We start from the raw sequence: 25654 nt of genomic DNA, 5'->3' as shown, positions 1-25654 counted from the left end.
TCATCGGGCGCGGCCTGAAAGGCCAAAATCCCGGCGAAGGACGCTGTCCGGCGTAAATGCAAGGCTCGAATTCACCGCAAGACCCTTGACAGATCAGCGCTTTCGGCAGAACGCCCTTTGAGAAGCGTTATGGACCGTTCATGGATCTGATTACCACCACTTCCGAATTGGCAGCTGTTTGCGCCCGCCTCGCCAAGCACCCGGTCATCACCGTCGATACCGAATTCCTGCGTGAGACGACCTATTACCCCCTGCTCTGCGTCGTGCAGATGGCCAGCGCGGAGGAAGCTGTTGTCGTCGATACGCTGGCCGAGGGCATCGACCTCAAGCCGTTCTTCGACCTGATGGCCGATGAGAAGGTGCTGAAGGTCTTTCACGCCGCGCGTCAGGATATCGAGATCGTCTGGCATCGGGCGGGCATCGTTCCGCACCCGATCTTCGATACCCAGGTCGCGGCCATGGTACTCGGATACGGCGACTCCATCGCCTATGACCAGCTGGTCGAGCGCATTACCGGTCACCGGCCGGATAAGACCCACCGTTTCACCGACTGGTCGCGCCGGCCGCTGACCGAAGACCAGATGCACTACGCGGTCTCCGACGTCACCCATCTGCGCGATGTGTTCGCAGCCCTCGACGCCGATCTCAAGAAGCGCGGGCGCAATGAGTGGGTGAGCGAGGAAATGGAAGTCCTGACCTCGCCGAAGACCTATGATTTTCACCCGGAACGCGCCTGGGAGCGGTTGAAAACGCGAGTCCGCAAGCCGAAAGAGCTTGCGGTGCTGATGGAAGTCGCCGCCTGGCGCGAACAGGAGGCCCAAAGCCGCGATGTTCCGCGCAGCCGGGTCCTGAAGGATGATGCCGTCGGCGACATCGCCACCCACGCGCCGACCAGCCTGGAGCGGCTCGCCAGTCTGCGCTCGCTGCCAAAGGGTTTTGATCGATCGAAATGGGGCACCGATATCGTTGCTGCCGTGCAGCGCGGCATCGCGCGCGATCCCGCCACGCTGCCCAAGATCGAAAAGCCGCGCGGCAATTCGAACGGTGCGGCAATCGTCGAGCTTCTGAAAGTCCTGCTGCGGATGACGTCCGAACGGCACGCCGTCGCCAGCAAGGTGATCGCGACCGTCGACGATCTCGAGCAGATCGCAGCCGACGATCATGCCGATGTCGGCGCATTGCATGGCTGGCGCCGCGAACTGTTCGGCGAAGCGGCGCTGTCGCTGAAACACGGCCGGCTGGCGCTGGCGATTGAAAAAGGCCGGGTGGTCAGGGTCGACCGAAATTAGTTCCGTTACCCAATGCCGTTAGCGCCGCGCCCACAACCTGGACGCGTGCGACAAAATGTTACTGAGTGATGTCGCCCGCAATGTTGCGTTCGCCGCCTTTGGTAGTTTCCCATACTTCCACCAGCGCCATTGATAGAATATAAGCGCTCGTAGAGAGCTTTAGCTGGCGAGCTTTTTCGATCGCCATTGAAATGGTGATAGCCAGTTCATTAAGATCGTCGTCGAGGGTCGCCATCTGCTACTCGCTTCTGGAGCTTTTACGGTGAGCACGGATCAAACGGATCATCCTGGTGACAAGTTGCTACGGCTGGTTCGTGATGATCAGATCGATCTCAATGTCGTCGAGGGTTTACGGCTCGTCGTTGCATTTAGAAAAATCAAGGATCCCTCCGACCGGCGCATCCTCCTCGAACTCGCCGAACGGCTTGCCAAATAACCGCCGCATGGCGGCAGGTTTCAAATCTTCGGTCATACCGTGATCCCGGTGTTTTCCTCGATCAGCTCGGCACTCTCCTGAATTCCGGCATAGTTGCCGATCACCCGAACCACGGCCGGTTTGTAGGAAGCGCCGTCGCCGGCGCCGGGACGCCTGCACGCCACGGCATCGCCGACGAGCTGATACCGATGGCTGCGGTGAAATCCTTCAACGACGGTCGACAGAATGGTTTCGTCGAGAGAAAATCCCAGCAGCACGCAGCGAATGTTTCTCATGTTCGACATGTATTCGGCGAACCGCGCCGAACTGTAGGCCGACGGCAGCGGATGCTCGAAGGTGAGTTCGCCCGGCCGCGGCTTGAGGCCCGCAATCCAGTCCGTCAGATTCGACGCCGGATTGAACCAGGCGGCCTGGGCGATCCGTTTCAAATGCATCACCGGCCACAAATTGTTGCGCCAGAGCGTCATCAACTGGAGGCATCGCGAGGTAATCGCCTCGGCATCCGCGATGAAGTGGCTGCGGCCTTCGGTGAGGTACTCAACCTGAAGATCGGCGCAAACCAGGATCGGCGGATCGTCATGCATGTTGGCCACTGCTTTTTGATAAGAGATCATGTGTTGCCAACAATCAGGCCGTGCGCAGCGGGGACGTCACCGCTCGGCCCGAGGAAATGTCCAGAACGCCCGGCCGGTCCCAATCGCCCTCAGGCCGAATGATCATGTAGGGATCGCTGTCGAGGGTAATCGCATCGCGGTCTGGCTCGATATCGAGAACCATCTCGGTATAGGAGAAATCGGAAAACGTGATCTTGCGGTTATGGCCGAGCGGCTTGGCGCCGAAATGGGCCCAGAAATCCACCAGGCGGTCCTGCGCCTGACCGTAGATCTTCCGGAATCCCTTGCGCTTGACGTAATCGACACTGGCCTGCACCAGCTTGAATGAAACCCGCGAGCGCCGGAATTGATGACGCACCGCCAGCCGTTCGACCTTGGCGAAGTCGCCAAAAAATCGAACGCGCAGGCAGCCCGCGGGTTCGGATCCGATAAACCCGATGAAATGGGCCGCGACCAGATCGTTGCCGTCGAACTCTTCCTCGATCGGGCAATCCTGCTCGGCCATGTAGACGGCGGCGCGGATTGCGGTCACGAGCATCAGGTCGTTGGGATCGCGCGCGATACGGACGGAAATCGCGCGCGGGTTCGGATTGGCCGGCGATGAAGCCTTAGTACCGTGCATTTGCGAAACTCCTTGCCGGAACGATGGGCGCCGGCATATTTGATGGAACGCGATTCCATGGCCGCTCGTAGCACCAGAGATCGGGCTGGAAGCTCGGCATCTGTTCGAAGCAGGTCGAGACCAGAAGCTCGCGTCCCGCCTTGGTCGCTGGCTGGGCGTAGCAATTGGCGCTGGCGTAGCGCGGCGTTCTCAGATGCGCGGCGACCTTGCCATATCCGGCGATACCGCGACCGGTTGTCGCAACCGCCCAAATGTAATTAGCCGATACCTCTTCGTCGCGCCCGGCAAGCAAACTCAAATCCGGCTGCGCCAGGGAAATCTCATCGAGGATGAGGGCGTCATGCCCGCGGCTGTTGAAATAGAGCAGCGCGACCCCGCCGAGCAACTTTCCCCGCCGGCTAAACGTCAGAATGCATTCGGGATCAAACGTAAAATACCGGCCGAGGCTCGCGCCGGTCAGTTGAATTCCCGGCACCATGCGGCGGGCCATGTCGGCCAGAAAGGAAAGCTCGGAATATTGCGCGAACCGCACCTCAATATCGGTATCAGTCGATAGCGAATCGAAATCATGCCTTGCGGCAAAAGAGGCCCTTTCCTTAAGCTGATTGCGCATCTATCGTCGCTCCTACCTGATGGGCCATGACCATAACGGGTGGGAAATTTAGGTATGCAGCAACTATTGCACCGGGGTGCTGCAATGACGCAGCACCGGACCGACGAGGTTCTGGATGCGTCCTGGGACGATCTGAAAGCGTTTCTCGCCTGCACAAAATACAAAAGCTTCCGCAACGCGGCTGAAGTGCTCGGCCTGACCAGCACGACCCTGATGCGCAGGATAGATCGGCTTGAAGAGCGGATCGGCTGCAAGTTGTTTCTGCGCGATCAAAGCGGATTGACGATCAGCGAGGAAGGTACCGCGATGGTCGCTGATGTGACCGAGATGGAGCGTCACGCCTTCAATATTTTCCGCCGCGCATCCCAATCGTCGGAGGATCCCGCCGGCACGGTTCGCGTGGCCGTGACCGAAGGCCCGGGCAATTTCTGGATTCTGCCGCGCCTGATCGACTTCCAGAAAACCTATCGCAAGATCACCGTCGATCTGCGCTGCGCGATGGAGCAGGCTGATGTCGCGCGGCTGGAGGCCGATATCGCCATTCAGCTCGAGCCGCCGACAAATCCCGATCTCATCGTCGCGAAACTCGGCAGGCTTCATATCTATCCGTTCGTTTCCGAAGGATACCGCAAGCTCTATGGCGTTCCGGCTTCGCTGCCCGAGTTGCAAAACCACCGGATCGTGAAGCAGAACGCGCCGCAGGTGGACGATACCGCCTATGCCCGGATTTTCGGGCTAACCTCGCTGGAGGGCGTGGTCGGCATCAGAACCAATTCCAGCATCGGCGTCCTGTACGCGGTGGAAAGAGGCGCAGGCGTAGGCTTCCTGCCAACCGCGTCGATCGCATTGGGTGCGCCGCTGGTCGCCGCCGATGTCGGCGTCAGTCATCATGCGGATCTCTGGCTGACCTATCACAAGGAGTTTCGCAACTCGGACCGGCACAAGATCGTCATCGACTGGCTCAAGAAGATTTTCGATCCCAAGACCTATCCGTGTTTCAAGGATGAATTCATTCACCCGAACGATCTCATTCCCCTGATGGCGGGATCGCGGGAGAATTACGGGATGGGCGGATATGTCGCCGGCAATCCGTACAATGTTGCGGCTCCGCAGGAGTTGCTCTGATTCCGCTGCCCCGCTCTCAGCGGACACCAGCTAGAATTTTACCTCAACGCCCATGGTGCCCTGATGCGACTGCATCGCGGCGCGAAACTTGCCGTCATAGTTCAGGTAGACACGCACCGTGTTGGTCAGGCTGAGCGACGCCGACGCGCCGGTATCCGCGCCATATTGGCTTTCGCCAATACCCTGCACCGCGATGCTCTGGGGCCCAAGGCTGACGACAATCGAGCTGAAATTCTGTGACATGTTGTCCACGAATTTGCCGTAGGCGGACAGATCCAGAATCCTCCGGTCGATGATCCAGTAATGTCCGATCTCCGCGCCGAGCAATACCCGTGAGCGCTCCATGGTTGCTCCGGTCGCGGTTTCCGGATTGAGGCCGCCGGCTTCCTGAAACGCGCCGGTCGAGGCGTGGGTATATTCAAGCGCAACCTTCGGCACGATCCGGCTCTGGTCCATGCTCCAGTAATAGCTGAGTTCGGTCAGCGCACCGTCGATCTGGGCGTTATAGCCTGCCGTCGCGAAGCCCAGACCGGTGTCCCGGCTGGTGCCGACTTTGCCAAAGCCATGGACCAGCGCGATGGCCCAGGTCCACGGCCCCTTGTCCACCGAGGCGTTGAAGCCGAACTGGGTGAGGTCGAGCGTCGCGGTCTGCATCGCCAGCGGCGCGTCGATGGAGGTGCGGCTTTGATCCACCGAGAAACCGACATTGACGCCGGGCGCAAGGCGAGCGCCGAAGCCCGCGACCCCACCAAAAGTCACCCGCTGATCGCCGACGAAATTGGGCTGCGCCTCATTTTTGGTTGAGATGCCGTAGGCCTCTCCCCAGGTCCGATACTTCGGCTCCTCGGTCGCCGCAGAGGCGCCGCCGCCGCCCGGATTGCTCCGGGAGGCACTGCCAAACCCGTTTGTCGCCTGGTTGCCGAGCCGCTCCAGGAAGTTGCTGCCAAGGTTCTGCACCGCCGCACCCGCCGACAGATCGGAATTGATGCTGGTCGATGTCGGAACCGGTAGCGGGGTCGGCACTGGAGGCGGCGGCGGTGGTGGCGGGACAAACGCGGCCGGCGCCTGCGCCTGAGCCTGTGGCGTAGCCGCAACAACCAGGGTGAACACGATGGCGACGGCCGCTGCGAGCCGCCAGGCGATCCCGGTCTCCATTGCCCGCGAAGACCGCGATGCGCAGCACATGAATGCTATTCCCAACCGCCAACCGGACAGGGATGCCAGTCCCTGTCCGCCCCAAAAATCCCTGCTAGCCCAAATCGCTGTTGACCGAGTTCGATTTGCTCCCACTTCGCAGGGAGCGTCAATCGCTGACGGCGGCTTGTCGGGGCCGATTACCGGGCATTGTTGTTCTGCCGCCACAGGGTGGTCCGGAGCGATTTCACCGCCCGCATGATTTCGCAAGCCGCGCCAGAAGCTTGCTAACGCGCAAATTTCGTGTTGCAATGTCAGGCACAATCGGATTTAGGCCGTTCGACTGTGCGTTTCGCGACTAGGAAATTGAGCAGACCTCCGGAAGCCCGCTTGTGGCGTGGCACGCGAAAAGCGTGGCCGCGTCTTTTTTACGTCTAGACCAGGAGACAGGCGATGCAAAAAGGCACCGTCAAGTGGTTCAACCCGACCAAGGGTTATGGGTTCATCAAGCCGATGGCCGGCGATAAGGACGTGTTCGTCCATATCTCGGCGGTCGAGCGCGCTGGGCTCTCAACCCTCAACGAAAATCAGGTTGTCGAATATGACCTCGTGGAAAACCGCGGCAAAAGCTCCGCGGAAAACCTCAAGGTCTCCTAAACTTCATCACGATCAGCGTAAAGCCATCGATGCCCCCCGGCCCGCGCCGGGGGATTTTTATTGTGCTGATCAAACGTCCCGCAGCCGCATCGCGGGAGAGATCAACGTGCCGGCAGGACCGGCGCCGTCTGTCGTCTTGCAGAGATCGCCCTCCAGCCGGATCCGGCCGCCGGCAAGAAGCCGTAGTGCATCCGGATAGATCCGGTGTTCGATCTCGAGGATCCGCGCCGCCAGCGTGTCCGGCGTGTCATCGTCAGCCACCGCGACGGCGCCCTGCATCACGATCGGCCCGGCATCGGTTTCCGGAATCACAAAATGGACGGTCGCGCCCGAAATCTTCACGCCGGCGTTCAGCGCCTGACCATGCGGATCGAGCCCGGGAAATGACGGCAGCAGGGAGGGATGGATGTTGAGCATCCGGCCGTGCCAGCGCTGCACGAACTCGGCCGTGAACAACCGCATGAAGCCGCCAAGACAGATCAGGTCGATCTTATTTTGATCCAGCGCAGACTGCAGAACCGCCTCGAACGCCGCGCGATCCCTGCCGAACGGCTTGCTTTCGATGATCACGGTCGCCACACCGCTGGCTGCGGCTTTCGCAAGACCGCCGGCATCGGCTTTGTTGGAGATCACCACCGCGATCTCGGCCGGGAAATCATCGGCCGTTGCGGCCTCGATCAAGGCGGCCATATTGGATCCGCGCCCGGAAATCAGGATCGCGACGCGGCGTTTCATGGCCTTACCATTTAAGATCGAGATGACCGTTATAGACCACGCGGTGTTCGCCCTGCGCCGGGATCACCTCGCCGAGCAGTGCGACGGTCTCGCCGCCCTGCGTCAGAATATCGCTGACCTCTTCCACCGCATCCGCTTTCACGATCGCGATTATGCCGATGCCGCAGTTGAAGGTGCGCAGCAATTCGAGTTCGGCAATGCCGCCCTGCTCTGCCAGCCATTTGAACACCGGCAACACCGGCAGGCGCGCCAGATCGATCCCGACACCAAGATGCTTTGGCAGCACGCGCGGAATATTGTCGGTGAAACCGCCGCCGGTAATGTGGGCCAGTCCCTTGACTGCTCCGGTCTCGCGGATCGCACGCAGGCATGAGCGTACATAGAGCCGTGTCGGCGTCAGCAGCGCGCCGCCCAGCGTCATGACCGGCGAAAACGGCGCCGGCGCGTCGAAGCCCAGACCGGACCGCTCGACGATCTTGCGCACCAGCGAGTAGCCGTTGGAGTGAACGCCTGATGAGGCCAGACCGATCACCGCGTCGCCTGCCGCGATATCCGGGCGCGGCAGCAGCGTGCCACGCTCGGCAGCGCCAACCGCAAAGCCCGCGAGATCGTAGTCGCCGTCCTTGTAGAGGCCGGGCATCTCGGCGGTCTCGCCGCCGATCAGCGCGCAACCGGACTCACGGCAGCCCTCCGCAATCCCGGCCACGATCGCGGCGGTGGCCTCCGGGTCGAGCCTGCCGCAGGCAAAATAGTCCAGAAAAAACAGCGGCTCGGCGCCCTGCACGACGAGGTCGTTGACCGACATCGCCACCAGATCGATCCCGATACCGTCATGCAGGCCGGTATCGATGGCAATCTTGACCTTGGTCCCGACGCCGTCGGTGGCCGCAACCAGAACCGGGTCCTTGAAGCCGGCCGCCTTCAGATCGAACAGCCCGCCGAATCCGCCGATTTCGGCGTCGGCGCCGGCACGGGCGGTGGCGCGAACCAACGGCTTGATCATGTCAACGAGGCGATTTCCCGCATCGATATCGACGCCCGAATCCGCGTAAGTGAGCCCGTTTTTACGGTCGATCATGGCCTATTCCAGATGAAGGCGGCTGGTTACGTCGGATTCCATGGATGTGCAATGGCTCGCAAGCGGCCGGCGCATGTACTATGTAGACGGGAACCGGCTCACCCTGCAAAGGGCTGGATAGTTACGACACATCAGGCCGGTAGCCGGGAAGCGCCGTGAGCATACCCAACATCATTACCCTCGGCCGCATCCTGCTGGTGCCGATTATCGTCTGGGCGATTGCCTCCAGCCAGATGGAGATCGCGTTTGCGATCTTTGTCATCGCGGGCGTCAGCGACGCGGTCGACGGCTTTCTCGCCAAGCGCTTCAACATGGCCAGCGAATTGGGAGCGCTGCTCGATCCCCTCGCGGACAAGGCGCTGTTGGTCTCGATCTATGTGGCGCTCGGGATCTGGGGCGCGGTGCCGCGCTGGATCGTCATCCTGGTGGTGTCGCGCGACATCATGATCGTGTCCGCCGTGATTGTGTCATGGTTGTTCGGCAAACCGATTCCGATGAAACCGCTGATGGTGTCGAAGCTCAATACGGTGGCGCAGGTGGCGTTTGCGGCATTGATCCTCGCCGCGCTCGGCTTCGGCTTCACGCCAAGGCCGTATGACCTGATCCTGATGGGTTTTGTCACCGTCTTTACTCTGGTTTCCGTATCCTTCTATCTCGTCGAGTGGGTGCGGCACATGAGCACGATCGAAGCGAGCTAGAGTTCGGAAATCCAGATTTGGAAAATCCGGATTTGGGAAATCACGTGCCGGTCGACCCCGGCTTGGAGACTTGTGTGGCAGGCCGCGTTCAACCTCGTCAGCTCGCATTTGCGCTGCCGCATGCGGAGAGCCTGACACGCGACAACTTCCATGAAGGCCCGGCCAATGCCGCCGGTCTCGCATTGGTCGATAGCTGGCCCGACTGGCCGAACCGCGTCATGCTGCTGGTGGGGCCCGAGGGTTCGGGCAAGAGCCACCTCGCCGCGATCTGGGCCGAGGAATCCGGCGCGCGCTCGATCTCCGCGCATGCGTTGACCGCGACGGCGGTGCCCGGCGCCCTGGCGACGGGCGCGCTGGTGGTCGAAGATCTGAAATCGCAAGACCTCGACGAACGGGCGCTATTCCATCTGTTGAACCTGGCGCGCGAAGATGCCGCGTTCGTTCTGATCACGGCCCGCGAACCGCCCACGGCGTTACAGATCGAGCTGCGCGATCTGCGCTCGCGCCTGCGCGCGGTCCCGACCGTGCTGCTGTTGCCACCGGACGACCAGTTGTTTCGGGCGCTGATCGTCAAATTCTGTGCGGACCGTCAACTGACTGTCGACGAGACCGTGGTAAGCTATCTCGCAACCCGGATTGAGCGTTCTTATGCCGCCGTGCGGCAGGCCGTGGAGCTGCTGGATACCGAAGCCCTGCGGCTGGGCCGGCCGGTGACCCGGGCATTGGCGGCCGACCTGTTGCGCGATGCCTGACGTTTCCCCTGTCTTGGTACCTTGACGACGCCCGGGCCGGGAACGTCAATGTCATCGAAACGTCATCTCGATAACACATTGTTTAAGCGGTCTCGTTCCGACGGCCAGACCGCCAGAACTGGAATGGATGAGAGTTCGATGGAATCCGCACAAGCTATTGTTATTAAAGAAAAAGAAGCGGATTCCGAAGCCGGCGCGGCGATGGCCAGCAGCCCCGAGCGCTTCATCAACCGGGAGCTTTCCTGGCTGCATTTCAATCGCCGGGTGCTGGAAGAATCCGTCAATCCCGGCCACCCCGCGCTCGAGCGGGTGAGATTTCTGTCGATATCCGCCAATAACCTTGATGAGTTCTTCATGGTGCGGGTCGCCGGCATCAAGGCCCAGGTGCGCGAGGGCATTGCCGAGCGCAGTCCGGACGGACTGACCCCCGCCGAACAGCTTGTGGCTATCAACGAGACGGTTTCAAAACTCGCCAGCGACCAGCAGGCGATCTGGCGCGACCTGCGCGGCATCCTGGCCGAGGTCGGCCTCGTTCTGGTCGACGGCCGCGATGTCACCAAGACCGAGCGTGCCTGGATCGAGGATCACTTCCTCCACAACATCTTCCCGCTGCTGACGCCGCTGGCGATCGATCCGGCGCATCCGTTTCCGTTCATCCCGAGCCTCGGCTTTACCGTCGCGCTGCATCTGGCGCGGGTCTCCGACGGCAAGCCGATGAACGCGCTTATTCGTATGCCCGGCAAGATCGATCGCTTTATCCGTATGCCCACCGGCAAGGACGGCGCGGTGCGCCTGATTACGCTAGAGCAAGCCACCGGCCTGTTCATCGGCCGGCTGTTCCCCGGTTACACCGTCAAGGGTCAGGGCGCGTTCCGTATTATCCGCGACTCCGAACTTGAAATCGAGGAAGAGGCGGAGGATCTGGTTCGTTTGTTCGAAACCGCGCTGAAGCGGCGGCGGCGGGGATCGGTAATCCGGCTCGAGATCGAAGCCAAGATGCCCGAAGAACTGCGCGCCTTCGTGCAGCGCGCGCTTTCCACCGCCGATGACGAGGTTCTTTTGGTAGACGGCGTGCTGGCGATGAACGAACTGTCGCAACTGACACGGCTCGACCGGCCCGATCTCGAATTCGTTCCCTATGTGCCGCGCCATCCCGAGCGCGTGCGCGACCATGGCGGCGACATCTTCGCGGCGATCCGGCAAAAGGACCTGATCGTTCATCACCCCTATGAATCGTTCGACGTCGTCGTGCAGTTCCTGCAACAGGCCGCGCGCGATCCCGACGTCGTCGCGATCAAACAGACGCTGTATCGCACCTCGAACAATTCGCCGATCGTGCGCGCGCTCGCGGAAGCCGCGGAGGCCGGCAAATCGGTGACGGCGCTGATCGAACTCAAGGCGCGGTTCGATGAGGAAGCCAATATCCGCTGGGCGCGCGATCTTGAGCGCGCCGGCGTGCAGGTGGTGTACGGGTTTATTGAGTTGAAGACCCACGCCAAGCTGTCGCTGATCGTGCGCCGCGAAGCTGGAAGCCTCACGACCTATGTCCATACCGGCACCGGCAACTACCATCCGGTGACCGCGCGCATTTACACCGATCTGTCATATTTCACGTCCGACCCGGCCATCGGCCGCGACGCCGCGCGGGTGTTCAACTACATCACCGGCTATGCGGAGCCGAGCGACATCGAAAAGATGGCGGTATCGCCCCTCACCTTGCGCAAGCGCATGCTGGAACACATCCACGGCGAAACCAACTTCGCCCGTCACGGCAAGCCGGCTGCAATCTGGCTGAAGATGAACTCGCTGGTCGACCCCGACATCATCGACGCGCTCTATGAGGCGTCGCAGGCCGGGGTCTCGATCGAACTCGTGGTGCGCGGCATCTGCTGCCTGCGGCCGGGTATTCCCGGGCTTTCGGAGAACATCCGCGTCAAATCGATCATCGGCCGGTTCCTCGAACATGGCCGCATCTACTGCTTCGGGATGGGACAGGGCCTGCCGAGCACCAAGGCGGCTGTGTATATCTCGTCGGCCGACATGATGCCGCGCAACCTCGACCGGCGCGTCGAAGTGTTGTGTCCGCTGCAAAATCCCACGGTGCATCAGCAGGTTCTCGAACAGATCATGGTCGCGAACCTGAAAGATACCGAGCAGAGCTGGCAGTTGTTGCCGGATGGATCGTCAACGCGTATGAAGGCCGCGAAAGGCGAAGAGCCTTTCAACCTGCATAATTATTTCATGACGAATCCGAGTTTGTCCGGCCGTGGAAAGTCGCTTAAGGAATCTTCGCCGCGCCGCCTCACGCGCCGTACCGAACGCCAGCAATCGTCATAAGGGGATATTACTGTGAAGCGGCCGCGCAAACGCGCCCCCAGCGTCGCGGTCATCGACATTGGGTCGAACTCGGTGCGTCTTGTCGTTTATGAAACGATGACGCGCAGCCTCGTCTCTATCTTCAACGAGAAAACCCTTTGCGGGCTCGGACGCGAAGTCCAGAGCACGGGCCTGTTGGCGCCGGACGCCGTCGCCAAGGCGTTGACCTCGCTGCGGCGCTTCCGGGCGCTGTGCAAGACCATGAAGGTCGGCCGCGTCCACGCCATCGCCACCGCTGCGTGCCGCGACGCCACCAACGGCCCCGACTTCATCGCCAAGGCGGAGCGCATTTGCGGCGTCAAGATTGAAATCCTGTCGGGTCCGCGCGAAGCCAAACTATCGGCGCTCGGCGTTATTTCCGGCGTCCATAAACCGGATGGCATTGTCGGCGATCTCGGCGGCGGTTCGCTGGAGTTGATTGACGTGCGCGGTAACCGCATTCGCCAGGGCGTGACGCTGCCGCTCGGAAGTCTGGCGCTGCAGGATGCCTCGGATAAATCGCTCAAGCGCGCCGAGCGTATCGTCCGGACCGACCTCTCCGGCGTAGCCCAGCTCAAGGCTGGCCGCGGCCGTGCGTTCTACGCCGTCGGAGGCACATGGCGCGCGCTGGCGCGCATCCACATCATCCAGAGCAATTATCCGCTGCGGGTGATGCACGGCTATTCCATTCCGGCGGCGGACGCGCTCGATTTCGCGCAGCGCCTGCGCCGCCTCGCCTCCACAAACATGCTGGCCAATATCGAAGCCGTCGCCGATGCCCGGCGGCCGTTACTGACCTATGCCGCGCTCGTGCTCGAATACATCATTCGTGTCGCCAAGCCGAAGACCATCGTGTTTTCAACCTTCGGCGTGCGCGAAGGCCTGCTCTACGGGCTGCTGCCGCCGCTTGAGCGATCCAAGGATGGATTGATCTGCGCCGCGCAGACCCTGAACGAGTTGTTTTCGCGCTCCGCGCGTCATGCCCAGGAACTGATCGGATGGACCGACCGCCTCGTCAGGGTCGTGAAGTTGCGCGAAACCGACGAGGATCGTCGCCTGCGCCATGCCGCCTGCCTGTTGTCCGACATCGGATGGCGCGTTCATCCCGATCACCGTGGCGAGGAGACCCTCAGTCTGATCATGAACGGCAATTTCGGCGCGATCAGTCATCAGGGCCGGGCCTTTGTCGCACTGTCGGTGTTCTACCGTTATGCTGGTTTGAGCGAGGAAAACGAGCCACCGGCGGCGATCAGGGGGCTGGTGCCGCCGGCGATGGACGAGCGCGCGCGCGTGCTCGGCGCGGCCTTTCGGGTCGCCCATCTGATCTCGGCGGCGCGACCCGGCGTCTTGCCCGCCACGCATTTCCGCAGCCGCGGTCGTAAATTGATGCTGGTGTTCGAGCACCGGATGGTCGATCTGGTCGCCGATCGCGTCGGCAGCCGTTTCAAGCAGCTTGCAAGATTGCTCGGCCGCTCCGGAACGATCGTGAGACGCTAAGCTGCGGCACGTTCGCTGTGACGCAGTTTGCGCCGGCGCCAGATCGATCCAGAGACAAATACAACGATCGCGCCGAGCACCGAGGCGAGATATCCGACAAGGTCGTGCGGTGGTACGCCGATGACAGCCGATATCGCGTCAAGTTTCGGCGCGAGCCCGCCATCGAGAAGCCGCTGCACCAAGGGATCGACAGCCGGATCGCTCTCGATCACGTCCCCTGCAATCCAACCGAGCAACAGCGCTCCCAGCCAGACCAGGACCGGAAACCGGTCAAGCACCATCATGATCAGCGCCGCGCCGGCAATGATCATGGGAATGCTGATGGCAAGGCCGAGCACCAATAGCGCGAGTTCGCCATTCGCGGCGGCGGCGACCGCGATCACATTATCGAGGCTCATCACGATGTCGGCGATCACGACAATCCGCACGGCGTGCCACAGCGTGGTGCCGGCGGTGACGTCGTCACCTTCATCTTCCGGCACCAGAAGCTTGGCCGCAATGATCGACAGCGCGATGCCGCCGACCAGTTTGAGGTAAGGCAATGCCATCAGCGTCGCGACAATGCCGGTGAACAAGATCAGCAGGATCACTGCAATACCGGCGCCGATCACCATGCCCCACAGGCGCTGCCGGGGCTGCAGTCCGCGGCAGGCCATCGCGATGACCAGCGCATTGTCGCCGGACAACAGCACGTTGATCCAGATGATCTTGCCGACCGAGAGCCAGAACGCGGGCTTTTGCACGTCGGCTTGGAATTGCGCTAGCAACGCACCGACGTTGGCGGGATCAAACACCTGCAACAGCCAATTCACAGCCTGCCCCCTTGGCGCAACCGGCCGCCTCCGCAGTCATCATCGTTGAGAGTCTGATCAGAACCAGTCAGACTCTCAATCAATGCTTTGACGTGTCGATCAGCCGACGATTTCGTTGCCAGAGAAGAACTGGGCTATTTCGATCACGGCGGTCTCGGCGGCGTCAGAACCGTGCACCGAGTTTTCGCCGATCGACTTTGCATGCAGCTTGCGGATGGTGCCGTCGGCGGCCTTGGAAGGATCGGTGGCGCCCATCACGTCGCGATGCTTGAGAACGGCGTTTTCGCCTTCGAGAACCTGAACCACGACCGGTGCGGAAATCATGAAATCCACCAGTTCGCCGAAGAACGGCCGCGCCTTGTGCACGGCGTAGAAGGTTTCGGCCTGTTCGCGGGTCATGCGAATGCGCTTTTGCGCAACGATGCGAAGTCCGGCCTTTTCGATCAGCGCGTTGATGGCGCCGGTCAGGTTACGCTCGGTCGCATCCGGCTTGATGATGGAAAAGGTACGTTCGATCGCCATGGTTTCGTCCTTGAAAACGCTGATGGAAGTTGCCGGGCTTATATCGGCGTAGCCTGTGAACGGCAAGCGATCAGGTGAAATGCCGCCGACCTGCCGGCGCCTGCTTTAAGGCCCGGAATTACAACAATTTCACGAAGGTGAACCCTTTCTGAAGCGATCGTCCCGGTTGCGTTCAGCTTGCCGGACATAGGCTTCCATCAACCGCACGCCTCGCCTGTCGAGGCTTACGGGGCAGCACGTTTCACCTGATGGCGCCGACGGCGCCAAACGTTGAGGAGAACGACATGTTACGCAAACTCTCGCTTGTTGCAGTTGCCGCGGCTTCGCTGGGTGTGGCCGCCTTGGCGCCGACCTCTGCCTCGGCCTTCGGCGGCCATGGGTGGCATGGTGGATGGCACGGCGGCGGCTGGGGCGGTCCGCGCTTCTTCGCCGGCGGCCCCGGTTATTACGGGTACGGCGCCTATGCCGGCTATGGCTACGGCGGCTGCTATGTGCGGCGATTGGTCCCGACCCCCTGGGGACCGCGCTGGCGCGTGGTCAATCGCTGCTATTGATCCAATCGTCCGATCCGGACCTCAAAAAGCCCCGGCCCTCTGCGGCCGGGGCTTTTCTTTGCCCTGCTTGGGGAACAACTTGCGGCCTTTTAATCGAAATTTCACCAGAAAGACGCCCAATTAGGCGATCGCCGGAAACATTTTCCGCACCAAAGACTTGATCCCGCGCCATTTGAAACGGATCGGAACGCGGAACTCGCCATGAACAGCCGAATCAACAACGACAGCGAAGGGATCGATCGCAAGACCAGCCGATCGATCTGCGATGCCGTGGGTGAACGGCTGCAGCAGAGCCTTCGCCCGGATACTTCAGGACTGTCGTCCCACCTCCAGCACCTGTTGGACGAGTTACGCAGACGTGACGAAGTCGGCATGGCTAACTAGCCCTATATTACGGCATAAGAGCCCATCGCGCCGTTATTTGGGGCAATAAACCGGTTGCGTTTTTGGATGGCTCCGGTGAAAAGCCCCGCATGCTTTCAATCACCGATATTTCGATCCGGATTGCCGGACGGCTTCTGATCGATAGTAGCTCCGCGCAAATCGTTCCCGGTGCGCGCGTGGGCTTTGTCGGCCGCAACGGTGTCGGTAAATCGACGCTGTTTCACGCGATCCGTGGCGAATTGCCCACCGAATCCGGTAGCATCAGCATTCCGCCACGCTGGCGCGTCGGCAGTCTCGCGCAGGAAGCCCCGGACGGCCCGGAAAGCCTCATCAATGTCGTGCTCAAGGCCGACCTTGAGCGCGAAGCGCTGATGCATGAAGCGGAAACTGCGCACGATCCGACCCGCATCGCCGACATTCAAACCCGGCTGGTGGATATCGACGCGCATTCCGCCCCTGCCCGCGCCGCCGCGATCCTCAGCGGCCTCGGATTTTCCACCGCTGACCAGGCCAGATCCTGTTCGGAATTTTCCGGCGGCTGGCGCATGCGCGTGGCGCTCGCGGCGACCTTGTTTTCAGCGCCCGATCTTCTGCTGCTCGACGAGCCGACCAACTATCTCGATCTCGAAGGCACGCTGTGGCTCGAGGACCATCTGGCGAATTATCCGCGCACGGTGATCGTGATCAGCCATGACCGCGATCTGCTCGACACATCGGTCGATCAGATCCTGCACCTCGATCGCGGCAAGCTGACGCTTTACAAGGGGACTTACTCGTCGTTCGAGGAGCAGCGCGCGACGCGCGAAATGCTCGATGCCAAGCACGCCAAGCGGCAAGCCGACGAGCGCAAGCGTCTGCAGGACTTTGTCGATCGCTTCAAGGCCAAGGCCTCGAAAGCCCGTCAGGCCCAATCCCGCGTCAAGATGCTGGAAAGAATGAAGCCGGTGACCGCGCTGGTGACGCAGGATGTGCGCGAAATCTCGTTTCCTATCCCTGAGAAAATGCTGTCGCCGCCGATCATCGCGGTCGACGACGTCTCTGTCGGTTACGATCCGAAAAAGCCGGTGCTCAATCGCGTTACGCTCCGCATCGACACCGACGACCGCATCGCTTTGCTCGGCTCCAACGGCAACGGCAAATCGACGCTGGTCAAGCTGCTTGCCAACAAGCTGCCGCCGTTCTCCGGCCACGTCACCCGCGCCGAAAAGCTCTCGATCGGCTATTTCGCGCAGCATCAGGTCGATGAACTCAATCTCGACGGCTCGCCCTACGATCACGTTCGCCGGCTGATGCCGGACGCCCCTGAAACCAAAGTGCGCGGGCGCACCGGCGCGATCGGCTTTTCCGGCAAGGCCGGCGACACGCTGGTCAAGAGCCTGTCGGGCGGCGAAAAAGCCCGGCTGTTGCTGGGTCTGGCGACCTTCTACGGTCCCAACATGATCATCCTGGACGAGCCGACCAACCATCTGGACATCGACAGCCGCGCGGCGCTGGCCGAGGCTATCAATGATTTTCCCGGCGCGGTCATCATGGTCTCCCATGATCGCTATCTGATCGAAGCCTGCGCCGATCAATTGTGGGTGGTCGCCGATCACAAGGTTACGGCTTACGATGGCGACCTCGACGATTATCGCCGCATGGTGTTGTCGGCACGCGGCATGCGGACCAATTCGCGCGACCGCGGCAACAACGAGCGCGACAAGCCGGCGCGCAGCAAGGAAAAGCGCATCCCGCTGAAGCAGAAGATTTCAGAGGCAGAGGCCGAAATCGCGCGCATCAACGGCATCATTTCCAAAATCGACACGGCGCTCGCGTTGCCGGATTTGTTCAAGCGCGATCCGAAACAGGCGGCCCAGCTCAGCAAGGCGCGTGCCGGCGCGGAGAACGCCTTACAGCGGGCCGAGGAAGAGTGGCTGGCAGCGAGTTCACAATATGACGAAGCGACGGGCTGAACCGATCAGTACCGGTTGAAAACAGTTCGAAACGCGATCAGGTCGCGGCCGGCTTCTTCTTTTTGGGTTTTGCAGGTTTCGGCTCGATCACCGGATCGGATCCGCGCTCGATCGATGTCAGCCGCCCGCCCGTGAAGGTGTAGATGCCGGCGCGTTGTCCGCGCGAATAATTGACGACCGCCACCCGATCGCCGCGGGGACTATTCGAGAGACTGACGTTGTCTGGCGCGCCAATTCCGCGAACCACATCGCATTCGGTATGGCCGAGCGCGACGGTTCCCGTGGTCGCAGGCGCGGGCGCGGCGGCGCCATCGGCCAGCGCGTTGGCATTGGCAGGAACGCCTGCCGAACTCATGCCCGGGCAAAAGCCTTCGGCGCTGACAAGGTCTTCGGCCATGACCGGTTTGTCAGGGGTCAGTGGCGGCGTTTCAATCGACACGTTCTTGACGAAAATCCTGCCGCTGCGGGAAAACCATTCCGCGTCTTTCGACAAAAGATCCGAGGAAAACATATCGGACGTGCCCGCGCAGCCCGCCATCAAGGGGGCAAACAGCAGCAACGCCAGCATTCGTTTTCCGTGACGGTATTTGTCTTGCACGATGAAATAAGTCCCAATTCCGCCCTAAGAGGTTGTCCCACCATCACTTTGCGGCACGACCGTGGCTATAGGCAAGCTCACGGACTGAAACTGCAGATTATCATTAATTGCCTTATATCGCTATTCCCGCCGCTGCCACCGGCCCCGCTCGTCAGCCTGCCAATATGTGACTTCGAAACCCCGTTTCTTGCAATCGGTCCAGGCACTTCGCGCTGCAGCGAGCGCCTCACCGTCGTCGCCATTGAAGACCAGAACCACTCGATCATAGGTCTCCGAATCCGCCGGTAATGGCGCGCTGTCGACCAGGAACCGGACATTGGCCCGATTCGGATTGCCCTCCTCGACCGCCAGCACGATCGGCTGATCCGCGGCATCGCCCACGCGCCAGGTGGCGTGCGGCAGGAACGAATCGTCGCGATAGGTCCACAGATGCGCGTCGAGCGCGTCGGCGCGTTCCTGCGACGTCGACTGCACCACCACCCGCCAGCCACGCTCCAGCGATTTCTCGAGCAGCGGCGGCAACACGCTCTCGAGCGTCATGTCCTGCAGATGGTAGAACAGAACTTCCGTCATCCGGTTTGCAGCTATTTTTTGCCTTCGTAATACTCCGCCACCAGCCGCTCCAGCAGCCGGACGCCATAGCCCGAACCCCAACTCTGATTGATCTCAGTTTTCGGCGCGCCCATCGCCGTTCCCGCGATGTCGAGATGGGCCCATGGCGTGCCGTCGACGAAGCGCTGCAGGAACTGGGCGGCAGTAATCGAACCGCCATTGCGGGTGCCGGTGTTCTTCATGTCGGCGAATTGCGAATCGATCTGCTTGTCGTATTCCGGACCGAGCGGCATGCGCCAGACCCGCTCGCCCGTTTCGAGGCCGACCTTGCTCAGGCGTTCGGCCAGTTCATCATTGTTGGAAAACATCCCGGCATATTCGGTGCCGAGCGCAACCATGATTGCGCCGGTGAGCGTGGCGAGATCGACCATGAATTTCGGCTTGAACTTCTTGGCCACGTGCCAGAGCACGTCGGCCAGAACCAGCCGGCCTTCGGCGTCGGTATTGATGATCTCGATGGTCTGGCCGGACATCGAGGTCACGATATCGCCGGGACGCTGCGCGTTGCCGTCGGGCATGTTCTCGACGAGACCGATGGCGCCGACCGCATTGACCTTTGCCTTTCGCGCAGCCAGTGCCTGCATCAATCCGACCACGCAGGCCGCGCCGCCCATGTCACCCTTCATATCCTCCATACCGGAGGCGCCCTTGATCGAAATGCCGCCGGTATCGAAACAAACGCCCTTGCCGATAAAAGCCACCGGCGCATCGCCGCGCTTGCCGCCGTTCCAGCGCATGATCACGGTGCGGCCCGGCTGCGTCGAGCCCTGGGCCACGCCGAGCAGTGCGCCCATTCCGAGTTTGGTCATCGCCTTGACGTCGAGGATCTCGACATCGACGCCGAGCTTGCGCAACTGAGCGGCGCGGCGCGCAAACTCCACCGGGAATAATATGTTGGGCGGCTCGTTGACGAGATCGCGAGCAGTGATGACGCCATCGACAATGTGCGAATCCGGCGCGAACGCCTTGCGCGCCGCGCCGACATCGTCCACCGCGACCGAAATATCGGCATGCAATGCGCCGTCCTCGCCATCCTTTTTCTTGGTCTTGTAGCGATCGAACTTGTAGGCGCGCAGCCGCACGCCGGCCCCGATCGCGGCAGCCTGATCGGGCTTCATGGCGCCCTCAGGCAATTCCGCGATGATCGTCGCCGCATCATTGCCGGCGCGCAGTTTGCCGGCGGCGACGCCGCCAAATTTCAGAAAGTCGCTTTCCTTGAGCGCGGAGAGCTTGCCGGCGCCGACCACGATCAGGCGCGAGACCTTGAGACCCGCGGGCGCCAGAATATCGAGCGCCGAGCCGTTTTTGCCCTTGAACTGGCTGGTCGCGGCGGCGCGCTTGACGAGATCGGCCGCGCTCCCTAGCACCTTGCGGGTGGCCGCGCCGAGCTTCAACGTATCGTCGCAGAAAACCACCAGAATACCCCGCGGGGCGGTGGAAAACGGGACGAAGCCGACCTTGACGGCGTCGGTCATAGGTAAATCCTCCAAAATCAGGGCTGTCGCAGGGGTCGGTGACCCGCCGGGGTGCTTCGAATGTTCTCTTCCGGCTGCGCTGCACATCCGTCAAGAGCGTGTTTCGCAGCACTATGGCCTGTCCACCGCCGTGCTGCCAAGCGCCGCCGTGGCTGGACGGCCACATAGGCGAATTATTAACCATATTGGAAAGGTGCCTTGGCTCAGCCATTTTGTTGACGGATCAAAGGGATGGTAGTGAGAGAGTGAGCTGGCTGGATGAATGCTGGCGCAACCAAAGGGGAACCCGGTTTTCGGGTTTGGTTGCACCGCAGTTCAAGCTCGCAAGGTGGGATCGTACGGTCACGATGGGGTCGATCGACAAGTATATCTTCCGCACGACGCTTGCGTCGTTTGCGCTGGTTCTGGTCAGCCTGACGGGCGTGATCTGGATTACGCAGGCGTTGCGCGGCATCGACCTGATGACCAGTCAGGGCCAGACGATCCTGACCTTCCTCGGCGTCACCAGCCTGGTGATTCCGGCGCTGGTCCTGATCATCTCGCCGATCGCCTTGATGATCGCGGTTTCGCACACCCTCAACAAGCTCGCGACCGATTCGGAAATCATCGTGATGAACGCGGCCGGGCTGTCGCCGTTCCGGCTGTTCCGCCCCTTCCTCTATGCCACCTGCGTGGTGGCGATCATGGTGGCCTTCATCGCCTCCTATCTTGCCCCTGACGGCATGCGCCGCCTCAAGCAATGGGACGCCGAAATCACCGCCGATGTGCTCGCCAACATTCTGCAACCCGGCCGCTTCGCCCAGCTCGACCAGAACCTGACCATCCGTATCCGCGAGCGGCAACCCGGCGGTTTGCTGGTCGGCGTCTTTATTGATGACCGCCGCGATCCCAAGGAACGCGTCAGTATCGTTGCCGACCACGGCACTGTCGTAAAAACCGACAGCGGCTCGTTTCTGATTCTCGAGGACGGAAATCTCGAGCGCTTTGAACTCGGTAAACGCGATCCGGCGCTGGTCGCATTCGCCCGCTATGGATTCGACATGTCGAAATTCTCGAATCAGGGACACGATGTCGCGCTGGGCATTCGCGAGCGCTACCTCTGGGAATTGCTCTGGCCCGCGGACAACGATCCCGTTTACGGACAAATACCCGGACAATTCCGCGCCGAACTGCATGATCGCTTCCTGTCGCCGATCTATCCGTTCGCATTCGCCGCCCTCACCTTTGCTTTCCTCGGCGCGCCGCGCACCACGCGCCAGAGCCGCAATTTTTCCATGGGCGGGGCCATCCTTGCGGTGTTCGGACTGCGCATGGCGGGATTCGCCTGTTCCGTGATGGCCGTGAAATCGCCATTCGCGCCGATCGTTCAATATCTGATGCTGGCGGCAGCGATCGGCGTAAGCTTCTGGATCATCATCGGTGGCATTGTGATCGAGCCCCCGGCTGGATTGCTCGAGGCGATCAACAAATCAAATGCACGTCTGCTGCGGCTTGTCGGGCGCCCGGCCACAGCATGAGCATGATAACCAATACGCTTGGGCGTTATTTCGCCGGCCGTTTCGTGGTCTCGGCGCTCGGGGTGTTTGCCAGCATCTTCGTGCTGCTGGTGCTGGTCGATTACATTGAGATGGTCAGGAAAACATCGGGTCTGGTTGAGGCTTCCGCGATCACGGTCGCGGAAACGTCGCTATTCCGGGTGCCGCAACTGCTCGAAAAAATGATGCCGTTCTGCATCCTGATCGGGGCGATGACCTGCTATCTGGCATTGTCGCGGCGGCTGGAACTGGTGGTCGCACGCGCCGCGGGCGTTTCCGCCTGGCAATTCATCGCGCCGGCGCTGGCCAGCGCGATCCTGCTCGGGACCCTGGCAACGGTCGCCTATAATCCGATGTCGGCCAATCTGCGCGAAATCTCCAAGCGGATGGAAGCGCAACTGTTCGGCTCGGCGCCCGGCGGCGGCATCCAGGACGCGGCCGGATTCTGGATCAACCAGATCAACAGCGAGGGCCAGGCCATCATCAACGCCGCCCGCAGCGAGCAGCAGGGTGCGCGGCTGACCGGGCTGACGGTGTTCCGATTCGACAACGACTCCCAGTTCAAGGAACGAATCGAAGCGCAGGAGGCGACGCTTGAAGAGGGCCGCTGGTTGTTCAAATCCGTGCGGCGTTATTCCCTCGACGGACCGCCAGTCGATCAGGACAGCTTCACCCTCGCTACCAGCCTGACACCGGCTCAGGTTCGCAACAGTTTCTCGACCCCTGAAACTGTGTCTTTTTGGCAACTACCCGGCTACATCCGCTCGTCTGAAAGTTCGGGATTCGCGACCGCCGGGTACCGGCTGCAGTATCACAAGCTGCTGGCACAGCCGTTTTTGCTGGCTGCAATGGTCATGCTGGCAGCGGCTGTCAGCCTGCGCTTCTTCCGTTTCGGCGGCGTGCAAAAGATGGTTTTAAGTGGCGTGGGTGCGGGCTTTCTGCTCTACGTGCTGCAGAAAGTAACTGAGGATTTGAGCAAGGCTGAGTTGATGCATCCGATCGCTTCGGCGTGGCTGCCCGTGTGCGTGGGCGGCCTCACCGGCTTTTTGGCCTTGTTGTACCAGGAGGACGGGTAGTGGCAGTTGTAGCCGCCCTCCCGAGACGCTTGCCTGCGTTCCAGCGGCGCGCCGATGTGCGCCGCTATGGTACCCGCTTGGCTGCCGCCGCCGGACAGGTTTTTGCGCTGATTCTGGGCTTCCTGATTCTGGGCATCATGGTTCCCGGTGTGTCCGGCATTTTGGCCGTCTCCCCCGCCTTCGCGCAGAGCTTCACCTTCAATCCGATCCCTCCCCGGCCGAAACCGCCCAAGACTTCCAGCGACGGCCAGATGCTGGTCCAGGCAACCGAGGTCGATTACGACTATAATAATTCGCGGGTGTCGGCGGTCGGCAACGTGCAGATGTTCTACAACGGCACCAGCGTCGAGGCCGACAAGGTCATCTACGATCAGAAGACCAAGCGGCTGCATGCGGAAGGCAACATCCGCATGACCGATGCGGACGGCAAGATCACCTACGCCAACATCTTGGATTTGAGCGACGACTACCGCGATGGCTTCGTCGATTCGCTGCGGGTCGATACCGCCGACCATACCAGGATGGCTGCGACCCGCGCCGACCGCACCAGCGGCAACTACACCGTGTTCGAGAACGGCGTCTACACCGCCTGCGAGCCCTGCCGGGACGACCCGAAGAAACCGCCGCTGTGGCAGGTCAAGGGAATGCGCATCATTCACGACCAGATCGACAAGATGTTGTATTTCGAGAACGCGCAGCTCGAGTTCTTCGGCGTTCCGATGGCGTATCTGCCGTATTTTTCAACGCCCGATCCCACCGTCAAACGCAAGTCGGGCTTCCTGATGCCGGGCTTCAACGAAGCTGCGGGTTACGGCTACGGCGTCGACATCCCGTTCTACTGGGCGATTGCGCCTGACTATGATGCGACCTTCACGCCGCGCATCACCAGCAAGCAGGGCGTGTTCATGCAGGCCGAGTTCCGCGAACGGCTGCTGGACGGCTCCTATCAAATCCGCGCTTACGGCATCGACCAGCTGTCCCCCGACGCCTTCGCCGGCCAGCCCGGCGACCGTCAGTTCCGCGGCGGCGTCGAGACCAAGGGCGAATTTGCGCTGAACGATAAATGGGTCTGGGGCTGGGAAGGCATCGCCCTCACCGACTACATGCTGCTGCAGGACTACCGGCTGGCCCAGTACAAGGACCCGCTGCAATCGTTCCTGACGCTGCCGACCGAAGCGGTCTCGCAGGTCTATCTGACCGGCGTCGGCAATCGCAGTTACTTCGACGCCCGCGCGATCTATTATCTCAGCCTGTCGGGTAACCAGTCCCAGGTGCCGGTCGTGGCACCGGTGATCGACTATTCCAACGTGATCAACCATTCGGTGTTCGGCGGCGAGCTCAGCTACAAGACCAACTTCACCAACCTGACCCGCGAGACCGCGGTGTTCGATCCGGTCAACACCGCGGCCGCCAATGCCGGGACCTGCGCGTCGACAACTTCCGCCGATACCGCCAGAAACATCGTGCCGGCCAACTGCCTGCTGCGCGGCATGCCCGGCACCTATACAAGGGCGACGGCCGAGGTGGACTGGCGTCGCTCCTTCACGGACTCGGCGGGCGAAATCTGGACGCCGTTTGCCAGCGTCCGGGCCGATGCGATCAACGCCGATATCTCGAACCAGCCGGGTGTTTCGAACTATCTGCCGGTCGGCAACACCAACGCGCTGCGTGTGATGCCCACGGTCGGCCTCGAATATCGCTACCCCTTCATCAACGTGCAGCCATGGGGCACCACGACGATCGAGCCGATCGCCCAAGTCATCATTCGTCCCAACGAAACCTATGCGGGCAAATTGCCCAACGAGGATTCGCAGAGCATGACCTTCGACACCAGCAACCTGTTCGCGGTCGACAAGTTCTCCGGCTATGACCGCGAGGAAGGCGGCGGCCGCGCCAATGTCGGCGCGCAGGTCACCACGCAATTCGATCGCGGCGGCTCGGTCACCGCGATGTTCGGGCAATCCTATCAGCTATTCGGCATGAACTCGTTTGCGGTGGCGGATGTGACCAACACCGCGGTTGATTCCGGCCTGCAGACCCCGAAATCGGATTATGTCGCGAGCCTCAACTACTCGCCCAACCGGACCTATACGTTCAGCACACGCGCGCGCCTCGACCAAGCGACCGGAGAGGTCCAGCGATTCGAGGCTGAGGGCCGCGCCGTGTTCGACCGCTGGTCGATCGGCGTGATGTATGGCGACTATGCCGCCCAGCCGGACCTCGGCTATCTGGTGCGCCGCGAAGGCATTCTTGTCACCGGATCGGTCAAGGTCGCCACGAACTGGGTGGCGACCGGCGCCGTGCGATGGGATCTTGTCGCCAACCAGGTCAATCAATATGTGGTCGGCGCAGGCTATGTGGACGACTGCTTCGTGCTCGCCGCCAACTATGTCACATCCTATTCCTATGCCACGGCAACGTCACCGCCCATACTTGGCCATGCTTTCATGCTGCAGGTGGGCCTGCGGACTCTTGCCAGTACGACGACGACGACGAACTAGGCACCGGGCACGCGTCCCGGTGGACGCA

General features: G+C 61.4%; 26 protein-coding genes. 13 read left to right on the top strand and 13 right to left on the bottom strand.

The features are described from left to right. Nucleotides 1-140: 140 nt before the first annotated feature. Nucleotides 141-1289, top strand: coding sequence for a ribonuclease D (gene rnd / locus HB676_RS31075; protein ID WP_213742317.1), 1149 nt, complete (start codon nucleotides 141-143; stop codon nucleotides 1287-1289). 58 nt (nucleotides 1290-1347) lie between these two features. Here rnd and HB676_RS31070 read toward each other — a convergent pair whose 3' ends face one another. From HB676_RS31070 to HB676_RS31055, 5 genes are all read right to left on the bottom strand, one after another. Then, nucleotides 1348-1524, bottom strand: a complete 177-nt coding sequence (locus tag HB676_RS31070; protein ID WP_213742316.1) for a hypothetical protein — start codon at nucleotides 1522-1524, stop codon at nucleotides 1348-1350. Nucleotides 1525-1638: 114 nt separating this feature from the next. Next, nucleotides 1639-1761, bottom strand: a complete 123-nt coding sequence (locus tag HB676_RS34175) for a hypothetical protein (RefSeq protein WP_275944990.1) — start codon at nucleotides 1759-1761, stop codon at nucleotides 1639-1641. Further along, the gene (locus HB676_RS31065; RefSeq protein ID WP_249780546.1) at nucleotides 1758-2309 is read right to left on the bottom strand and encodes an isochorismatase family protein; all 552 of its coding nucleotides are present in this window, start codon (nucleotides 2307-2309) and stop codon (nucleotides 1758-1760) included. Before HB676_RS31065 ends, HB676_RS34175 begins: the two co-directional genes overlap by 4 nt. A 43-nt stretch (nucleotides 2310-2352) precedes the next feature. Further along, nucleotides 2353-2961, bottom strand: coding sequence for a GNAT family N-acetyltransferase (locus HB676_RS31060; protein WP_213742314.1), 609 nt, complete (start codon nucleotides 2959-2961; stop codon nucleotides 2353-2355). Then, complete coding sequence (locus HB676_RS31055) at nucleotides 2948-3574, bottom strand: hypothetical protein (RefSeq protein WP_213742313.1); 627 nt, start codon at nucleotides 3572-3574, stop codon at nucleotides 2948-2950. Before HB676_RS31055 ends, HB676_RS31060 begins: the two co-directional genes overlap by 14 nt. 54 nt (nucleotides 3575-3628) lie before the next feature. Here HB676_RS31055 and HB676_RS31050 point away from each other — a divergent pair, with 54 nt between their 5' ends. Beyond that, on the top strand, nucleotides 3629-4699 hold the full coding sequence (locus tag HB676_RS31050) for a LysR family transcriptional regulator (RefSeq protein ID WP_213742312.1): 1071 nt from the start codon (nucleotides 3629-3631) through the stop codon (nucleotides 4697-4699). A 30-nt stretch (nucleotides 4700-4729) separates the two neighbouring features. Here HB676_RS31050 and HB676_RS31045 read toward each other — a convergent pair whose 3' ends face one another. After that, entirely contained in the window at nucleotides 4730-5884 is a 1155-nt protein-coding gene (locus HB676_RS31045) for an autotransporter outer membrane beta-barrel domain-containing protein (RefSeq protein WP_213742311.1), read from the bottom strand. Nucleotides 5885-6286: 402 nt separating this feature from the next. Here HB676_RS31045 and HB676_RS31040 point away from each other — a divergent pair, with 402 nt between their 5' ends. Continuing rightward, nucleotides 6287-6490, top strand: a complete 204-nt coding sequence (locus HB676_RS31040; protein ID WP_079602358.1) for a cold-shock protein — start codon at nucleotides 6287-6289, stop codon at nucleotides 6488-6490. 69 nt (nucleotides 6491-6559) lie between these two features. Here the strand turns inward: HB676_RS31040 and purN are convergent, their stop codons facing one another. Together purN and purM are read right to left on the bottom strand one after the other, a co-directional pair. After that, the gene (purN, locus tag HB676_RS31035) at nucleotides 6560-7225 is read right to left on the bottom strand and encodes a phosphoribosylglycinamide formyltransferase (protein WP_213742310.1); all 666 of its coding nucleotides are present in this window, start codon (nucleotides 7223-7225) and stop codon (nucleotides 6560-6562) included. A gap of 4 nt (nucleotides 7226-7229) precedes the next feature. Then, nucleotides 7230-8303 (bottom strand): phosphoribosylformylglycinamidine cyclo-ligase, encoded by a 1074-nt coding sequence (gene purM, locus HB676_RS31030; protein ID WP_213742309.1) that lies wholly within the window; start codon nucleotides 8301-8303, stop codon nucleotides 7230-7232. Between the two features lie 155 nt (nucleotides 8304-8458). On the opposite strand from purM, the gene HB676_RS31025 reads away from it, so the two are divergent. From HB676_RS31025 to ppx, 4 genes are all read left to right on the top strand, one after another. Continuing rightward, on the top strand, nucleotides 8459-9001 hold the full coding sequence (locus tag HB676_RS31025) for a CDP-alcohol phosphatidyltransferase family protein (RefSeq protein WP_213742308.1): 543 nt from the start codon (nucleotides 8459-8461) through the stop codon (nucleotides 8999-9001). A gap of 74 nt (nucleotides 9002-9075) precedes the next feature. Further along, the gene (locus HB676_RS31020) at nucleotides 9076-9753 is read left to right on the top strand and encodes a DnaA/Hda family protein (RefSeq protein WP_213742307.1); all 678 of its coding nucleotides are present in this window, start codon (nucleotides 9076-9078) and stop codon (nucleotides 9751-9753) included. A 138-nt stretch (nucleotides 9754-9891) separates the two neighbouring features. Continuing rightward, nucleotides 9892-12090 (top strand): RNA degradosome polyphosphate kinase, encoded by a 2199-nt coding sequence (locus tag HB676_RS31015; RefSeq protein WP_213742306.1) that lies wholly within the window; start codon nucleotides 9892-9894, stop codon nucleotides 12088-12090. A gap of 12 nt (nucleotides 12091-12102) precedes the next feature. Next, a complete protein-coding gene (ppx, locus tag HB676_RS31010) occupies nucleotides 12103-13605 on the top strand; it encodes an exopolyphosphatase (RefSeq protein ID WP_213742305.1) in 1503 nt (500 codons plus the stop codon). Here ppx and HB676_RS31005 read toward each other — a convergent pair. Further along, nucleotides 13602-14417 (bottom strand): YjbE family putative metal transport protein, encoded by an 816-nt coding sequence (locus tag HB676_RS31005; protein ID WP_213742304.1) that lies wholly within the window; start codon nucleotides 14415-14417, stop codon nucleotides 13602-13604. The genes ppx and HB676_RS31005 overlap by 4 nt on opposite strands. Before the next feature lie 99 nt (nucleotides 14418-14516). Continuing rightward, nucleotides 14517-14939 (bottom strand): nucleoside-diphosphate kinase, encoded by a 423-nt coding sequence (gene ndk / locus HB676_RS31000; protein ID WP_213742303.1) that lies wholly within the window; start codon nucleotides 14937-14939, stop codon nucleotides 14517-14519. A 284-nt stretch (nucleotides 14940-15223) separates the two neighbouring features. Between ndk and HB676_RS30995 the strand changes: the two genes are divergently transcribed. The 3 genes from HB676_RS30995 (at nucleotide 15224) to HB676_RS30985 (ending at nucleotide 17829) form a co-directional block, all read left to right on the top strand. Beyond that, complete coding sequence (locus tag HB676_RS30995; RefSeq protein WP_213742302.1) at nucleotides 15224-15493, top strand: sulfur globule protein precursor; 270 nt, start codon at nucleotides 15224-15226, stop codon at nucleotides 15491-15493. A gap of 201 nt (nucleotides 15494-15694) precedes the next feature. Further along, nucleotides 15695-15877 (top strand): hypothetical protein, encoded by a 183-nt coding sequence (locus HB676_RS30990; protein ID WP_213742301.1) that lies wholly within the window; start codon nucleotides 15695-15697, stop codon nucleotides 15875-15877. An 89-nt stretch (nucleotides 15878-15966) separates the two neighbouring features. Next, the gene (locus HB676_RS30985; RefSeq protein ID WP_213742300.1) at nucleotides 15967-17829 is read left to right on the top strand and encodes an ABC-F family ATP-binding cassette domain-containing protein; all 1863 of its coding nucleotides are present in this window, start codon (nucleotides 15967-15969) and stop codon (nucleotides 17827-17829) included. A 37-nt stretch (nucleotides 17830-17866) separates the two neighbouring features. On the opposite strand, the gene HB676_RS30980 is transcribed toward HB676_RS30985, so the two are convergent. From HB676_RS30980 to HB676_RS30970, 3 genes are all read right to left on the bottom strand, one after another. Then, on the bottom strand, nucleotides 17867-18397 hold the full coding sequence (locus tag HB676_RS30980) for a hypothetical protein (protein WP_213742299.1): 531 nt from the start codon (nucleotides 18395-18397) through the stop codon (nucleotides 17867-17869). Between the two features lie 150 nt (nucleotides 18398-18547). Further along, nucleotides 18548-19000 (bottom strand): DNA polymerase III subunit chi, encoded by a 453-nt coding sequence (locus HB676_RS30975; protein WP_213742298.1) that lies wholly within the window; start codon nucleotides 18998-19000, stop codon nucleotides 18548-18550. An 11-nt stretch (nucleotides 19001-19011) separates the two neighbouring features. Continuing rightward, nucleotides 19012-20514: a leucyl aminopeptidase gene (locus HB676_RS30970; protein WP_213742297.1), complete on the bottom strand. Its 1503-nt coding sequence runs from the start codon at nucleotides 20512-20514 to the stop codon at nucleotides 19012-19014. 347 nt (nucleotides 20515-20861) lie between these two features. Here HB676_RS30970 and lptF point away from each other — a divergent pair, with 347 nt between their 5' ends. From lptF to HB676_RS30955, 3 genes are all read left to right on the top strand, one after another. Beyond that, nucleotides 20862-22031: an LPS export ABC transporter permease LptF gene (gene lptF, locus HB676_RS30965; protein ID WP_213742296.1), complete on the top strand. Its 1170-nt coding sequence runs from the start codon at nucleotides 20862-20864 to the stop codon at nucleotides 22029-22031. Then, nucleotides 22028-23125 carry an LPS export ABC transporter permease LptG gene (lptG, locus tag HB676_RS30960; protein ID WP_213742295.1) on the top strand — a complete coding sequence of 366 codons (1098 nt, stop codon included), beginning with the start codon at nucleotides 22028-22030 and terminating at the stop codon, nucleotides 23123-23125. The genes lptF and lptG overlap by 4 nt, the downstream gene beginning before the upstream one ends. 137 nt (nucleotides 23126-23262) lie before the next feature. Then, a complete protein-coding gene (locus HB676_RS30955; protein ID WP_213742345.1) occupies nucleotides 23263-25626 on the top strand; it encodes an LPS-assembly protein LptD in 2364 nt (787 codons plus the stop codon). Nucleotides 25627-25654 lie beyond the last annotated feature (28 nt).

It is taken from the genome of Bradyrhizobium sp. dw_411 (assembly GCF_018449695.1).
Classification (GTDB): domain Bacteria; phylum Pseudomonadota; class Alphaproteobacteria; order Rhizobiales; family Xanthobacteraceae; genus Bradyrhizobium.
This window is presented reverse-complemented; position numbering and strand designations above follow the sequence as displayed.

Excerpts from the sequence above, each read along its gene's own strand:
- rnd (WP_213742317.1), top strand. The coding sequence starts at position 141 with ATGGATCTGATTACCACCACTTCCGAATTGGCAGCTGTTTGCGCCCGC.
- HB676_RS31070 (WP_213742316.1), bottom strand. The coding sequence starts at position 1,524 with ATGGCGACCCTCGACGACGATCTTAATGAACTGGCTATCACCATTTCA.
- HB676_RS34175 (WP_275944990.1), bottom strand. The coding sequence starts at position 1,761 with ATGACCGAAGATTTGAAACCTGCCGCCATGCGGCGGTTATTTGGCAAG.
- HB676_RS31065 (WP_249780546.1), bottom strand. The coding sequence starts at position 2,309 with ATGCATGACGATCCGCCGATCCTGGTTTGCGCCGATCTTCAGGTTGAG.
- HB676_RS31060 (WP_213742314.1), bottom strand. The coding sequence starts at position 2,961 with ATGCACGGTACTAAGGCTTCATCGCCGGCCAATCCGAACCCGCGCGCG.
- HB676_RS31055 (WP_213742313.1), bottom strand. The coding sequence starts at position 3,574 with ATGCGCAATCAGCTTAAGGAAAGGGCCTCTTTTGCCGCAAGGCATGAT.
- HB676_RS31050 (WP_213742312.1), top strand. The coding sequence starts at position 3,629 with ATGCAGCAACTATTGCACCGGGGTGCTGCAATGACGCAGCACCGGACC.
- HB676_RS31045 (WP_213742311.1), bottom strand. The coding sequence starts at position 5,884 with ATGTGCTGCGCATCGCGGTCTTCGCGGGCAATGGAGACCGGGATCGCC.
- HB676_RS31040 (WP_079602358.1), top strand. The coding sequence starts at position 6,287 with ATGCAAAAAGGCACCGTCAAGTGGTTCAACCCGACCAAGGGTTATGGG.
- purN (WP_213742310.1), bottom strand. The coding sequence starts at position 7,225 with ATGAAACGCCGCGTCGCGATCCTGATTTCCGGGCGCGGATCCAATATG.
- purM (WP_213742309.1), bottom strand. The coding sequence starts at position 8,303 with ATGATCGACCGTAAAAACGGGCTCACTTACGCGGATTCGGGCGTCGAT.
- HB676_RS31015 (WP_213742306.1), top strand. The coding sequence starts at position 9,892 with ATGGAATCCGCACAAGCTATTGTTATTAAAGAAAAAGAAGCGGATTCC.
- ndk (WP_213742303.1), bottom strand. The coding sequence starts at position 14,939 with ATGGCGATCGAACGTACCTTTTCCATCATCAAGCCGGATGCGACCGAG.
- HB676_RS30995 (WP_213742302.1), top strand. The coding sequence starts at position 15,224 with ATGTTACGCAAACTCTCGCTTGTTGCAGTTGCCGCGGCTTCGCTGGGT.
- HB676_RS30990 (WP_213742301.1), top strand. The coding sequence starts at position 15,695 with ATGAACAGCCGAATCAACAACGACAGCGAAGGGATCGATCGCAAGACC.
- HB676_RS30985 (WP_213742300.1), top strand. The coding sequence starts at position 15,967 with ATGCTTTCAATCACCGATATTTCGATCCGGATTGCCGGACGGCTTCTG.
- HB676_RS30980 (WP_213742299.1), bottom strand. The coding sequence starts at position 18,397 with ATGCTGGCGTTGCTGCTGTTTGCCCCCTTGATGGCGGGCTGCGCGGGC.
- HB676_RS30975 (WP_213742298.1), bottom strand. The coding sequence starts at position 19,000 with ATGACGGAAGTTCTGTTCTACCATCTGCAGGACATGACGCTCGAGAGC.
- HB676_RS30970 (WP_213742297.1), bottom strand. The coding sequence starts at position 20,514 with ATGACCGACGCCGTCAAGGTCGGCTTCGTCCCGTTTTCCACCGCCCCG.
- lptF (WP_213742296.1), top strand. The coding sequence starts at position 20,862 with ATGGGGTCGATCGACAAGTATATCTTCCGCACGACGCTTGCGTCGTTT.
- lptG (WP_213742295.1), top strand. The coding sequence starts at position 22,028 with ATGAGCATGATAACCAATACGCTTGGGCGTTATTTCGCCGGCCGTTTC.
- HB676_RS30955 (WP_213742345.1), top strand. The coding sequence starts at position 23,263 with ATGGTTCCCGGTGTGTCCGGCATTTTGGCCGTCTCCCCCGCCTTCGCG.